Origin of the sequence: Paraburkholderia sp. CNPSo 3272, assembly GCF_024206495.1 — a bacterium.
GTDB lineage: Bacteria > Pseudomonadota > Gammaproteobacteria > Burkholderiales > Burkholderiaceae > Paraburkholderia.
Genome location: NZ_JAMBPQ010000038.1, coordinates 23554 through 36323, shown reverse-complemented (window position 1 = coordinate 36323; position 12770 = coordinate 23554). Strand labels below are relative to the sequence as shown.

Annotated in this window: 12 protein-coding genes; 3 read left to right on the top strand and 9 right to left on the bottom strand. The window is 66.4% G+C overall.

Annotation, left to right across the window (positions count from 1 at the left end):
- The first annotated feature begins 34 nt into the window (after nucleotides 1-34).
- Nucleotides 35-904 (top strand): LysR family transcriptional regulator, encoded by an 870-nt coding sequence (locus M3I53_RS30590; protein WP_254319548.1) that lies wholly within the window; start codon nucleotides 35-37, stop codon nucleotides 902-904.
- Here the strand turns inward: M3I53_RS30590 and M3I53_RS30585 are convergent.
- The 6 genes from M3I53_RS30585 to M3I53_RS30560 all read right to left on the bottom strand — a co-directional run bounded on the left by M3I53_RS30585 (nucleotide 892) and on the right by M3I53_RS30560 (nucleotide 8803).
- On the bottom strand, nucleotides 892-1941 hold the full coding sequence (locus M3I53_RS30585; RefSeq protein WP_254319547.1) for an ABC transporter ATP-binding protein: 1050 nt from the start codon (nucleotides 1939-1941) through the stop codon (nucleotides 892-894). The genes M3I53_RS30590 and M3I53_RS30585 overlap by 13 nt on opposite strands.
- A gap of 37 nt (nucleotides 1942-1978) precedes the next feature.
- Nucleotides 1979-3622: an iron ABC transporter permease gene (locus tag M3I53_RS30580; RefSeq protein ID WP_254319590.1), complete on the bottom strand. Its 1644-nt coding sequence runs from the start codon at nucleotides 3620-3622 to the stop codon at nucleotides 1979-1981.
- Nucleotides 3623-3677: 55 nt separating this feature from the next.
- Nucleotides 3678-4697 carry an iron ABC transporter substrate-binding protein gene (locus M3I53_RS30575; protein WP_254319546.1) on the bottom strand — a complete coding sequence of 340 codons (1020 nt, stop codon included), beginning with the start codon at nucleotides 4695-4697 and terminating at the stop codon, nucleotides 3678-3680.
- A 32-nt stretch (nucleotides 4698-4729) separates the two neighbouring features.
- A complete protein-coding gene (gene efeB, locus M3I53_RS30570; RefSeq protein WP_254319544.1) occupies nucleotides 4730-6037 on the bottom strand; it encodes an iron uptake transporter deferrochelatase/peroxidase subunit in 1308 nt (435 codons plus the stop codon).
- A 2-nt stretch (nucleotides 6038-6039) separates the two neighbouring features.
- Nucleotides 6040-7200: a hypothetical protein gene (locus tag M3I53_RS30565; protein ID WP_254319543.1), complete on the bottom strand. Its 1161-nt coding sequence runs from the start codon at nucleotides 7198-7200 to the stop codon at nucleotides 6040-6042.
- A gap of 88 nt (nucleotides 7201-7288) precedes the next feature.
- Nucleotides 7289-8803, bottom strand: coding sequence for a carbohydrate porin (locus M3I53_RS30560; RefSeq protein ID WP_254319541.1), 1515 nt, complete (start codon nucleotides 8801-8803; stop codon nucleotides 7289-7291).
- A 320-nt stretch (nucleotides 8804-9123) separates the two neighbouring features.
- On the opposite strand from M3I53_RS30560, the gene M3I53_RS30555 reads away from it, so the two are divergent.
- Nucleotides 9124-9990: an arylamine N-acetyltransferase gene (locus M3I53_RS30555; RefSeq protein ID WP_254319540.1), complete on the top strand. Its 867-nt coding sequence runs from the start codon at nucleotides 9124-9126 to the stop codon at nucleotides 9988-9990.
- Between the two features lie 73 nt (nucleotides 9991-10063).
- Nucleotides 10064-10741: an isoprenylcysteine carboxylmethyltransferase family protein gene (locus M3I53_RS30550; RefSeq protein WP_254319589.1), complete on the top strand. Its 678-nt coding sequence runs from the start codon at nucleotides 10064-10066 to the stop codon at nucleotides 10739-10741.
- A 7-nt stretch (nucleotides 10742-10748) separates the two neighbouring features.
- On the opposite strand, the gene M3I53_RS30545 is transcribed toward M3I53_RS30550, so the two are convergent.
- The 3 genes from M3I53_RS30545 to cydB all read right to left on the bottom strand — a co-directional run bounded on the left by M3I53_RS30545 (nucleotide 10749) and on the right by cydB (nucleotide 12749).
- The gene (locus tag M3I53_RS30545) at nucleotides 10749-11528 is read right to left on the bottom strand and encodes a hypothetical protein (protein WP_254319539.1); all 780 of its coding nucleotides are present in this window, start codon (nucleotides 11526-11528) and stop codon (nucleotides 10749-10751) included.
- 86 nt (nucleotides 11529-11614) lie between these two features.
- Entirely contained in the window at nucleotides 11615-11770 is a 156-nt protein-coding gene (locus M3I53_RS30540; protein WP_254319538.1) for a hypothetical protein, read from the bottom strand.
- A complete protein-coding gene (gene cydB, locus M3I53_RS30535) occupies nucleotides 11745-12749 on the bottom strand; it encodes a cytochrome d ubiquinol oxidase subunit II (RefSeq protein WP_254319536.1) in 1005 nt (334 codons plus the stop codon). Before cydB ends, M3I53_RS30540 begins: the two co-directional genes overlap by 26 nt.
- Between the last annotated feature and the right edge of the window lie 21 nt (nucleotides 12750-12770).

The window sequence follows — 12770 nt, the reverse complement described above, 5'->3', positions numbered from 1 at the left end:
GGCGTAGAGCCGGCTGAAACCCGTTTCCCCGCCAATGAACTCCGAATTCGACATCGATTTGCTGCGTACCTTCGCCGCCGTCGCAGACGCGGGCAGCTTCACGAAGGGCGCCGTGGCCGTGCATCGATCGCAGGCGGCCGTGAGCATGCAGATCAAGCGGCTCGAGCAGATGCTCGGCACCACGCTATTTACGCGCGACACGCGCAATCTCGCGCTCACGCGGCCGGGCAACACGCTGCTGGAATATGCGCGGCGCGCGCTCGATCTGCAGGAGGAGGCGTGGGCGGCGCTGGTGCGGCCCGAGGTGACGGGGCGCGTGGTGCTCGGCGCGCCCGACGACTATATGGCGTCGCTGCTCTCACCGGTGTTGCGGCGTTTTTCGACGCTTTATCCGCATGTGGAGATCGAGATCGTCTGTGCGCAGAGCGTCGCGCTGGGGCCGATGCTGGCGGACAACAAGATCGATATCGCGTTCGTCACGCGCGACCGCAAGATGCGCGGCGAGTTCGTACGCGCCGAGGAGATGGTCTGGGTGGGGTCCGCCACCGACCCCGCGCCGCTTGCCATGTCGCCGCTGCCGGTGGGGCTCTACGAACATGGCAGCGTGGCGCGCGCGCATACCGTGGCGGCGCTCGACGCCGCGCATATCCGCTACCGCGCCGCGTATAGCAGCGCGAGTTTGATGGGCTTGACGGCGACGGTGGAGGCGGGCATTGCGATCGTCGCGCTCACGCGTTGCAGCGTGCCCGCGCGTTTCGCGATCCTCGGCGAGGCGCAGGGCCTGCCGAAGATCGAGCCGCTGGAAATCGTGGTGGCGCGCAGCGTCAAATCGAACCGGCCGACTTGCGACTACCTCGCGCAGCAGATGGTGCAGGACCTTTCAGTACCGCGTCAGCGCGGATAGACGCTCACTTCGCCGCCCACCGCGAGCCGCACGCGCTCGCCTTCGCGTGGCGTGCGATAACCGGGCACGCGCGCACGGACCGTTGCGTGCGCATCGATCAGTTGCAGCGTGAGCGCGGCATCCTGACCCTGGAAGGTGATGGCCTGCACCACCGCTTCGAGCGCGCCGTCGCGCTGGGCGGTTTCGGGGAGCACGTCGATCTGCTCGGGGCGCAGCATCACGTCCACGGCGCCTTCTGCCGCGTGCTGGTCTTGCTGGATCGGCAGCGCGCCGAGCACGCAATGCGCTCGCCCATTGGCCACCGTCCCCGGCAGCAGCACCGCCTCGCCGATGAAGGCCGCGAGTTCGCGCGTGGCCGGGCGGCGATACAGCGTTTGCGGCGGCCCGCTCTGCAGCAGCTTGCCGCGCCACAGTACGGCGACCTCGTGGCCGAGCGAGAGCGCCTCAGCCTGGTCGTGCGTGACGAGCACGGCGGTCGCGCCGGCGGCGGCGAGCGCGCGCGCCACGGCTTCGCGCGTTTCGACGCGCAGCGCGGCGTCGAGCGACGAGAACGGCTCGTCGAGCATCACGAGGCCGGGGGAGGGTGCGAGCGCGCGGGCGAGCGCCACGCGCTGCTGCTGCCCACCCGAAAGTTGTTGCGGCGCGCGCGATGCATAGGATTCCGGAAGACCGACGAGTTCGAGCAATTCGGCCACGCGATGCTGCGCGCGCCGCTGCGCACGCGGCAGGCCGAACACGATGTTCTCGGCGACGGTGAGATGCGGAAAGAGCGCCCCCTCTTGCGGCACGTAGCCGATATGACGCTGCTCGGTCGGCAGATGCAGGCGATCGCCGGCGACGCGGCGGCCGTCGATCTCGATCGTGCCAGCGTCGGCGCGCTCGAAGCCGCACAGCACGCGCAGCAGCGTGGTCTTGCCGCTGCCCGAAGGCCCGAGCAGCGCGACGAGCGAACCCGAGCGCACGGAAAGGTCGATGCCGTGCAGGACCGGATGGCCGTCGAAGGCCTTCTGTAGGCCGGAAATGCGAAGTGTGCTCATGGGGCTAACTTGGGGCTAACTTGGGGCTAACTGAGGCTCAGGCGTCGTCGGGCGGCGCGTTGATCGTATCGACCGGCATGTTGACCGTTGCATGGCCCGCGAGCGCGGAGCGGCCCGCAAACGCGAACAGCAGGCCCGAAGCGGCGAGAGAAAGCGCGGTGAGCAGCGCGGCATAGGGCGCGGCAGCCGCGAAGGCGAGCGTCGACGTGTCGGTCCAGACCTGCGTGGCGAGCGTGTGCGTGCCAATCGGCGCGAGCAGCAGCGTGGCGTTCAGTTCGGTGACCACCGAGATGAACACCATCGAGGCCGCCGCGCCGAGGCCGGGACCCGCGAGCGGCAGCACGACGCGGCGCAGCGTGGCGAACCATCCCAGGCCGAGCGCGCGCGCCGTGTCTTCGAGGCGCTGCTGCGCCTGCAGGAGCGCCGCGCGCACGCTCACGAGCGCCAGCGGCAGGCAGAGGATCGCGTAGGCCGTAATCAGCAGCGTGGTGCCCTGGTAGAGCGGTTCGAGCGCTCGCACAGCGAGCGAGACGATGGCAAGCGCGATGACGAGACTGGGCACGCCCTGGGCGATGAAGGCGGTGCGTTCGAGAAACGTCGCGGCGCGGCCGGGATAGCGTGCAAGCAGGTACGCGAGCGGCAGCGCGAGCAGTGTGGTGAAAAACGCGGCGGTAAGGCCGAGGCGCAGCGAGGCGAACGTGGTCGAAACCAGCAACTCCGGCGAGACTTCGGCGGGCGTGATGGCCGCCGCGCCGGGCTGCGTGAGCCAGTAGCCGATCATCGCGAGTGGCACGCCGAGCGTCGCCACATTGAGCGCGACGAAGGCCGCCGCCACAGGCCAGCGCCAGCGGCCGAGCGCATGGCGCACGCTCGCGCGGCGCGCGCCGCGATCCACACGCTCGTAGCGCGCGCGCCCGCGCACGCGGAACTCGAGCACGAGGCATACAAGGCAGAGCAGGATCAGCACGCAGGCCAGCAGCGAGGCGCCGCCGCCATCGAAGCTCGTGCGGTATTCCGCGTAGATCTCCGTGGTGAAGGTGCGAAAGCGCAGCAGCGTGAATGCGCCGAATTCGGAGAGCACGCCAAGCGCGACGAGCAGCATCGAGCCGAACAGTGCGGGTCGCAATTGCGGCAGCACGACGCGCACGAAAACGGCCCAGCGATTGCAGCCGAGCGCGCGCGCTGATTCTTCGAGCGCGGGGTCGAGGCCGCGTAGCGCGGCGGCCGCGGGCAGGTAGACGAGCGGGAAGTAGGCCGTCGTGATGACGATGAACGCGCCGAGAAAGTCCTGCAAATCGAGGCTCAACGAGACCCAGGCGTAGCTCGTGACAAACGCGGGCATGGCGAGCGGCGCCGCGGCGAGCAGCGCCCAGGCGCGCCGCCCCGGCACGTCGGTTCGCTCGACGAGCCACGCCACCGCTGTGCCGAGCACGGCGCAAGCGAGCGTGGCCGAAACGGTAATCGACAGCGTGTTGACGAGCAACTCGCCAACCAGCGGCCGGAAGATCAGCTCGGCGGCGTCGGCGAGGCCGAAGGACAGCGCGCGCCAGAACGTCAGCGCGAGCGGCAGCAGCACCAGCAGCGGGCCGAGCGCGGCGGCGGCGAAGAGCGCGCGCGGCGCACGCCGCCGCGCGCGCAGGGGAGGGCCCCCCGCGGCATCGACTTGATGAGACTCTGGCACGGCCTGCGCCGTCGTAACTGCTTCGCTCACGATCTTGCTTCGTACTCCATGCCGATCACAGCAGGCCAGCCTGACGCAGCAGCTTGCCCGCCTGGCTGTCGTCGCCGAGCTGCTGGATGGTCAGCGCGGGCGGCTTCAGCTGGTCGAACGGCTTGTTGATGGGATCGCTCGCCACACCGGGCCGCAGCGGGTACTCGAAGCTGATGTGGTTCTGCGCCATCAGCTTCTGCGCGCGCTCGCTCACGAGATAGGCGAGGAACTTCTGTGCCCCGTCCACATTGTGCGCGGACTTCATTACGGCGGCACCCGAAACATTGACGAGCGCGCCCACGTCGCCATCGGCGAAATGCGCGACGGCACTCTGCGTTTTCTTGTCGCCGATCTCGGCGTGCAGGCGGTCCCAATAGTAGTTGTTGATGATGCCGGTGGCGACCGCGCCGCGATTCACGGCGGCGACCACGCCTTCGTCGTCGTCGAAGATCTGCGAGTTGGTTTTCAGACCCTTGAGCCATTCGAGCGTGGCGGCTTCGCCCTTCACGGCGAGCACGGCGTCGACGAGCGGCAGGAAGTCGGCGTCGCTCGGCGCGAGGCCGACCTTGCCTTTCCACTCGGGTCTGGCGAGATCGAAAATCGACTTCGGCAATTGCGCGGGCTGGACCTTGGCCGTGTTGTACGCGAGCACGTTCTCGCGCGCGGTCACGCCCACCCATTGCCCTTGCGGCGAGTTGAAGCGTTCGGGCACGACCGCGAGCGTCGCTTTCTGCACGGGGGCGAGCAGCCCCTTTTCTTCCAGCAGCATCAGTTCAGGCGAGTTCTCCGTGAAGTAGACGTCGGCGGGCGTCTTCTCGCCTTCGGCGACGAGTTGCGCAGCGAGCGCCGGGCCTTCGCCGCTGCGGATCTTCACGTCGATGCCGGTCTGCTGCTGAAAGTCCTTCGCGAGCTGGTTCACGACCTGCTCGTGCTGTGCGTTGTAGAGCGTGATCGAGGCCGCGTGCGCGGCGAGCGGCAGCATGCCGGCAAGCGCGAGCGAGAGGGCGGCGGCGCGCAGCGGCGCGCGCATCATGGAAATTTTCATATTGCTTCGTTGTCCGTTGTTATCTGTGAATCTCAGGCGCTGAACAGCTCCGCGCCGATGAACGAGCCCGCTTTCGCGCCGGGCGGGCATGCGAAGACTGCGCTGCCCACGTGCGTCGTGAACTGGTTCATCATGTCGAACTTCGCGAGGCGCTCGTTGATCGGAATGAAGCCCGTACGCGGGTCGCCCTGGTGGGCGATGAAGATGAGCCCCGCGTCATATTCGGTTTCCTGGCGCCACGGCGGCCAGCGCTCGATATAGAAGTCCGTGCTGTCGTTGTACGAATACGAGCGGCGCAGGATCTGCGCGCCGTTGTTCGATGCGCGGTTCGAGAGACGCACGTGCGAGTTCTCGGGAATCTGCGGATTGCCGTCCTTATCTTGCGCGTTGAGATCGACGTTGTCGAACTCTTTCTTCTGGCCGAGAGGCGCGCCGCTGTACTTGTGGCGGCCGAACACCTGCTCCTGGAAGCCCAGTTCCATCTGGTCCCAGTGCTCCAGCGTAATGCGGATGCGGCGTACCACCGTATAGGTGCCGCCCTGCATCCACGGCGCGTCGGCGGCGGTCGCCCAGACGAACTGGTTCATCGCCTTCGGGTCCGTGGTCGGCGGGTTGTTCGTGCCGTCCTTGAAGCCCATGAGGTTGCGCGGCGTCTGCGCGCGCGGGCCCGAGAGAAAGCCCGCCTGGCCCCAGCGCATCGTCAGGATGCCATACCCCTGGCGCGCGAGCTGGCGCACCGCGTGGAAGGCGACTTGCGCGTCGTTGGCGCACGCCTGCACGAAGAGATCGCCGCCGGTCTTTTGAGCGATCAGCTGGTCGCCGTTGAAGCGCGGCAGGTCGACGAGCGCGGCGGGGCGCTTGTGCGCGAGACCGTAGCGGTCCTTGTCCTGCGACGTGAAGAGGCCGGGGCCGAAGCCGAAGGTGACCGTGAGGCCCGCCGGGCCGAGACCCAGCACGTCGCCGGAGTCGGCCGCGGGGTGGTCGTCGCCAGAATAGTCGAGCGCGGCAGCGGGATGCGCCTGGCTCATGCGCGCCGCGGACTCGGTCCACTTGCGCAGCAAGTTGATGACGTCGTCGCGCGAGATCGTCGTGAGATCAAAGGCCGCGACATACGTGTGCGCCTGCTGCGGCGTCACGATGCCGCCCTGGTGCTCGCCGTAGAACGGCTCGACGGCGAGCATCGGGTCGGCGGACATCGCGTGGTGCTTTGCCTCGGCGGCCTGAGCGAGGCCGCTCGTGGCCGCGCCCGCGCCGAGGCTCGCACCGAGCGCGGCGCCGGCTTTCAGGAAGCCGCGACGCGCAGGGCGCGATGGTTGGTTAGGGGTATCGTCGGAGGACATGATTATTTAGCCAGCACGAGAGTGTTTACGTCGTCTTCCACGTAGTAGAAGCCGTCGCCTGCCGGGGTCAGCGCGATGCCGAACAGGTCGCCGTTGCCCGGAGGCGTTTGCGCCTTGTCGGTATCGATCCAGCGCGCGTAGAGCTGCTTTGCCGCGGCCGGGTCGATCTCGACGACCTGGCCGTTCAAGGCATTCGTCACGAGCAGGTGGCCCTGCGGCGTGGTGATCATGGCGAGCGGACGGTGCAGCAGGCCGTCGGCGGTGAGCTGGCGGCCCACGCCCGCGCTGGTGTCGCGCGTGAGCGGGTCTTCGATCACGTTGATGCGGTTGCCGATCGCGTCGGACACGTAGAGCAGCTTGTCGTCCGCCGAAAGCGCGAGGCCGGTCGGGCCGACGAGGAACACGCCTTTGTCCGCCTGCGCGCCGAAACCGCTCGCCACCACGGTCTCGCTCTTCAGGACCGGCGCCTGGCCGCTCTGGAGGTCGAGGTCGAGCCGCAGCACCGTGGCCTGCTTGAAAACGGGCGGATTGCCGTCCGCGCCGCCCACGCCGAAGCCCGCGTTGCTCACGAACAGCGTGGCCTGGTCGCCATTGTCGACCACAGCCATGTTGCCCCACGGATCATTGATATTCGGACTGCTGATGACCTTGGCAATCTTGCCGCTGCTGTCGAGCACGATCATGCAGCCCGCACCCTTGGTGTTGGTCGTGCCGTCGTTGCTCGGCGTGCTGCCCACGATGACCCAGCCCGATTTGAGCATCGTCATCGCGGTCGAAAGCCCAACGCCGCCCGGGCATTCCTTGAGATCACGCGGAATCGTCGCGAACAGCGTCATCTGCTTCGTGTCGGGGTGATAGTCGACGATCGTGCTGCCGGTGCCCTGCAGATTGGCCGCGTTGTTGAAGTTGTCGACCAGCACGTCGCCTTCCTTCACCGAGCCGGAGGAGACCGGCGCGACGAAGATCGCATACGGGTTCTGATCGCCGTTGTCGGGCACGGTGTTGATGAGCGTGGTGTGGTGCTTGACGGTCTCGAGCAGGCCCTGCGGGTCGGCGCGAGCGGCGAGCGGGGCACCGGCGAGCGCCGCCGCGGCGGCAAGCGCGAGCGCGGAGCGGACCGCGTGGGCCGTGCATTGCAGGAGCGTGCGCGTAGCGTGTTTCATACTGAATCTCCGTGCCTCGCGCGGCCGGCGCGCACGCTGGCAGGAAAACGCGAGGACTTGGTGTTGGACATGGTGTCGATTGCGAGGCTTAGAACGTGATGTTGGTCCGCACGCCAATTACGAACGTGTTGCGCAGCGGCGCGGTCGGATCCTGCGGATTCTGGCCGGCACCCGCATTGAACGTGTATTGCGCGTCCGCCTGGAGAATCCACCACGGCGTGACCTGATACTGATAGGTGGCTTCGAGTGCGGTTTCCTGCGTGCGCACGCCGTAAGGACCGCCGGTGAACATCTGTTGATCGAGGTCGAGGTTGTGCACGTTATTGCCGACCTTGATGTAGGTGGCGGCAAGGCCCACGCTGTCGTTATCGCGGCCCTTGAACGGCGCCTTCATCACGATGCCGAGGTTGGCCGCGAGGCTCACGAGATTGCGGTCGCCGGGCGCACCCATCACGCGTGCGAATACGCCGATGCTGCGCGGCTCGTCCGGGTCGGGACGCCAGATCATCTGGTCCGCCACCGCATAGAAGCTGTAGTTGCCCTGGTGCTGCGCCGGAATGCCGGTCGAAGCCGGATTCGCGAGCGAAAGGCCTGTGTTGTCGAAACGCTGGTCGGCGAACGAGTTGTTGTTGTACCAGAACCCAACCTTGTAGGTGCCGGGCAGGCCGTGATTGTCTGCACTGACGAGCTCGCCTTCTGACGGCTGGTTGATGGCGTATTGCAGCTCGCCGATCCACAACGTGCCGTTGTGCAGATTGAAGTTCGTCCCACTAAGGTTATTCGGATCGTTGCCGAGCGGATCGCCCGAGAACACGCCTGCGAGTGCCGTCAACGAAGGCGTGATCTGCCCACGCACGCGCACGCCTAGACCGGCGAGCGGGTAGGCGGGGCCGCCCGAGGGCATGTCGTACGAAGGCAGCGCCGGCCAACCGAACATCGTGTTGATGAAGAGCGCCCCGTACTGGCTCACGATGAATTCCTGATCGAGACTCTGCTGACCGATCTTCACGTCGAGGCGCTTGTTGAAGAACGATTGCTGGTACCACAGCTCCCACAGGCGCGTGGTCGGCGTGGCTTCGATGCCGCTTGCCGTGTTCAGCGTCCCGAGGTTCGACGTGCTCAGGTTGGTGCCGTGGATCTGCAGGGCGCTCACATTGAAGAGGCCGCCCGGAATGCCGAGAGCCTTGCTCGTATCGACCTGAACCGTCGCCGTCGTGAGGCCGTCGTACGCACCGCCCGTCTTGAGACCGCCGCGCAGGTTCGCGAGGTACTCGCTCGTCTCCGTGAGCTGGAATGTGACGCCGTATTTGCCGAGCCACGGCCGCAGGCCGCCCATGTCGCCGAGCATGTTCTGGCGCGTCCAGAAGCCGGTCCAGAAGTTCGACGGCTGCGCCTGAATGGCCAGGTCGGCTTCCGGCGCCTCAGGCGCGGCGTCGGGGTTCGCGTTGCTCTGTGCGCGTGCGGCTCCGCACGCGAAAGTCGCGCTCGCGGCAAGCACGGCAATGGCGCGCAAGGCCGGTGCGCGCCGCCGCGCCGGCCGGCCCGGCGCTGCTCCGCGCGAGCAGGCCAGCGCGCGCACGCGGACGGTTCGGGTCAATTCCATCGTATTCCTTACTTATTGAAAGTTTGCTTGATTGATCGCATTGGCGCTTATTATTCGCAAGCCGCTGAATACCCGATATCTCCAGACGGCGCCATCGTACTCACAGTGAATGCGAGCGTCAACAAAAACGAGAATGATTCGCAACTGTTTTACGCTTGCTTTACGCCGGATCACAGACATCCTTGCGAAGTGCGTTCATTCGCGCATTCACACATTACAGGTTGTTAGTTTTGGAGAACCAGTCAGGCGAATGAAGTCGCTTATCATCACGTTGCGTGACCGCGCGTTCCGCCGCTCGAACTTCCAGGCAAACTGGCTCCATGACCGACATTTCCCCAAGCTACGAACTCGATCTCGACTCGTACTTCGACCGCATCCGTTATCGCGGTCCGCGCGCGGCGACACTCGCCGTGCTGCGCGAGCTGCAGCGACTGCATCCGCTTGCGATTCCGTTCGAGAATCTCGATCCTCTCGCGGGGCGGCGCGTGTCGATCAAACTGCCGGACATCGTCGCGAAGCTCGTGACGCAACGGCGCGGCGGCTACTGCTTCGAGCACAACACCTTGCTCGCGCACGTGCTCATGCAACTTGGTTTTACGGTGACCCCGCTCGCCGCACGCGTGCTGTACGGGCGTGAGCCCGGCGCGCGCACGCCGCGCACGCATATGCTGCTGCGCGTGGAGGCGCAGGGCGATGCGTGGCTCGTCGACGGGGGCTTCGGTGCTGCGACGCTGCGCGCGCCGCTCTCGTTCTCGACAGGGGCGGAGCAGCCGACGCCGCACGAACCGGCGCGGCTCGTGACGTTGTCGCCGAACGAGCGCAAGCTGCAATTGCACGATGGCGAGAAGTGGTTCGATCTCTATCGCTTTGAATTGACGCCTGCGGAGTGGGTCGATTACGAAGTGGCGAACTGGTACACCTCGGCGTCGCCCGAGTCGTTTTTCACGTTCAGCCTGATCGCGTGCATCGCGCGCGAAGGCGGCCGTGCGATCCTGTTCAATGAGCGCTTTACCGAGCGCGACGCACAAGGCCAGGTGAGCGAGGAGCGTACGCTCGCAAATGGAGCGGAACTCGCGCAGTGTCTGCGCGAACGCTTCGGCATCGATCTCGCGCGCGGCGACGCGGCGCAGCGTATCGATGCCGACGCGCTATATGCGCGCATGACGTCGCACAGCGCCACGCAGTAGGCGCGAGCGAACGCGAGTCAGCGTCCCCGCGCGCAAGGAGGGCATCATGACTGAGCTGAAAATGACGAAAGCGCTGATGGCGAAGCTGTTCGTGCAAGTCGTGGTCTGGTTCGGATTGATGGGCGTGCTGTTATTCGTTTCGGCGGGCACGCTGGCGTGGACGGCGGCGTGGCTCTGGCTCATCGAGTGGGCGTTGTGCGGCGTGTGGATCGGCCTGTGGCTCGGGCGCGAAGATCCGGGCCTCCTGGTCGAGCGGCTCGCGCCGTTTGCGCAACGTACGCAGCAACCGTGGGACCGCGTGTTCATGCTGTGCGTCTCGGTGGGTTTTTGCGCGTGGCTGTGCCTGATGGGAATCGACGCCGTGCGCATGGGCTGGTCGCGCGTGCCGCTGTGGCTCAGCGTGCTCGGCGCCATCTTCATCTTCGTCGACATCTACGCGACGCGCGCCGTCTTCGCCGCGAACCGCTTTGCGGCGCCCGTGGTTAAGATTCAGAGCGAACGCGGGCACACAGTCAGCGACACCGGCCCGTATGCGTACGTGCGTCACCCGATGTATGGCTTCGCGCTGCTCTTTCTCGTCGGCACGCCGCTCATGCTCGGTTCGTGGTGGGGGCTCGCTTGCGTGCCCGTGATGGTCGTGGGGATCGGCTATCGCGCAGTGCGCGAAGAACAAACGCTGGCGGAGAATCTGCCCGGCTACCGCGAGTATCTGGCGCGTGTGCGTTATCGCTTCGTGCCGGGCATCTGGTAGTGCGAGATCAGTTCGGGGAGGGCGAAGCCAGGGCTTGCGCGTAACGGCGATAAAGCCAGGCGAGTGCCGTGGTGGTGAGCAGCGCAAATACGATATTGCCGATGCTCTGACCTATGGCGAGCGCGGTTAGCCAACCCGGCTGCCGCACGGTCTCAGGCGTGACGCCCGCGAGGCCCATGCCGATCAGCACGATCAGGCCGCACACCGCAATGGGCAGCGCGGCGACGAAGGTGACGCCAAAGAGGCTCCAGAAGTGCCCGCGGCTGTCGCGCCATGCGGCGCCGAAGGCGATCTTGCTGCCGACGGCGAGCGCCGGAAAGAGCAGCGAGAGGCGCACAGCCACGAACATCCAGATCGCGACGACCACCAGAAAGAGGAACGCGGCGCCGCCCTGGTATTGCGGCCGCAGCACGACCCACAGCAACAGCGCGAATGCGCCGAGCGCGACCGCCAGAATGAAGCCAACCGCAAAAATACGCAGGAACGGTTTCGCCCCTGCCGGCATGAGCGGCGCGCTGCGCTCGCCTAGCAGCACGAAGCGCGAGATCTTGAGCGTGAACCAGAGGTAGAGAAGCGAATTCAGGAGCGAGGCGAGATTGCCGAGCAAATTGAGCCCGGCGGAGGGGGCCGCGCCTTCGGCCGCCACGGGCCGCCCGGCGAGCCCGAACCAGCCGAGCGCCGCGTAGATCACAAACGTCACCGCAATCAGAACCGGCATTTGCACGGCGGCCTGCCAGGCGCTCGCCCATGCGCGCTTGACGCATTCCATGAAGGTCATCTGTTGCATGAGGTTTTCGCACGGGTGACAAAGAGCCTACAGTCTAACGCGGCGCCGTGAAATCGAGCGCGCTCGTGCGATTGCGCTTGTGCACATCACTTCACGGCGAACAGCGTGAGGTTCATGAAAACCTTGAAGACGAATCCGAGCGACACGGCCGCGCCCACGCCCGCACACCAGAGGACTACGAACCAGAGCCAGCCGGGCAGCGCGCGGCGCGCAGTGTTAGTGGTAGTGATGGGTGTCGCCATGACGCACCTTGCCTCTAAAGACCCAGTATCCGAGCATTGTGTACGCGAGGATGATCGGCAGTATGAACGCTGCGCCAGCGAGCGTGAACATCTGGCTCTCGCGCGGCGCGGCCGCTTCCCACAGGGTGAGGCCCTGCGGAATCGCGTACGGCCACAGGCTCACGAGCAGCCCCGCATAGCCGAGCAGCACGAGCCCGATGGCCGCGATGAAGGGCGTCTTGTGATGGCGCGCATGCACGGCCCAGCGCATCCATGCGGCGCAGGCGAGCACGAGCAGCGGCACCGGCGCCAGACGCCAGAAGAGGCCCGAGCGGAACCAGCGTTCGGCAATGGCCGGGTCCTGCAGCGGCGTCCACAGGCTGACGAGCGCGATGAAGCCGAGCAGCATGACCGTGAGCGGCCAGACGAGCTTGCGCAGGCGGCGCTGCAGGTCGCCCTCGGTCTTCGCGACGAGCCAGCAGCAGCCGAGCAGCGCATAGGTCGCGACGAGGCCGAAACCGGAGAGCAGGCTGAAGGGCGTGAGCCAGCCGAAGGCGTCGCCGGCGAACTGGCCGCCGTCCATTGGAATGCCTTGCAGGAATGCGCCGAGCGCGATCCCCTGGAAAAACGCCGCGCCCGTCGAGCCGCCGATGAACGCGAGGTCCCACAAATGCTTCGTGCGATTGGCCTTGGCGCGAATCTCGAACGACACGCCGCGGAAGATCAGGCACGCGAGCATGAACACGAGCGGCAGGTAGAGTGCGGAGAGCACGGTCGAATACACCACGGGGAACACGGCGAAGAGTCCTGCGCCGCCGAGCACGAGCCAGGTCTCGTTGCCGTCCCAAACGGGGGCGACGGTGTTCATCATGAGATCGCGCTCGTCCTCGTCGGGAAAGAGCGGAAACACGATGCCGATGCCGAGATCGAAGCCGTCCAGCACCACGTAGAGAAGAACGCCGAGCGCGATGATCGCGGCCCAGATGACGGTGACATCCATTTGCTTTCTAGCCTCGTAACG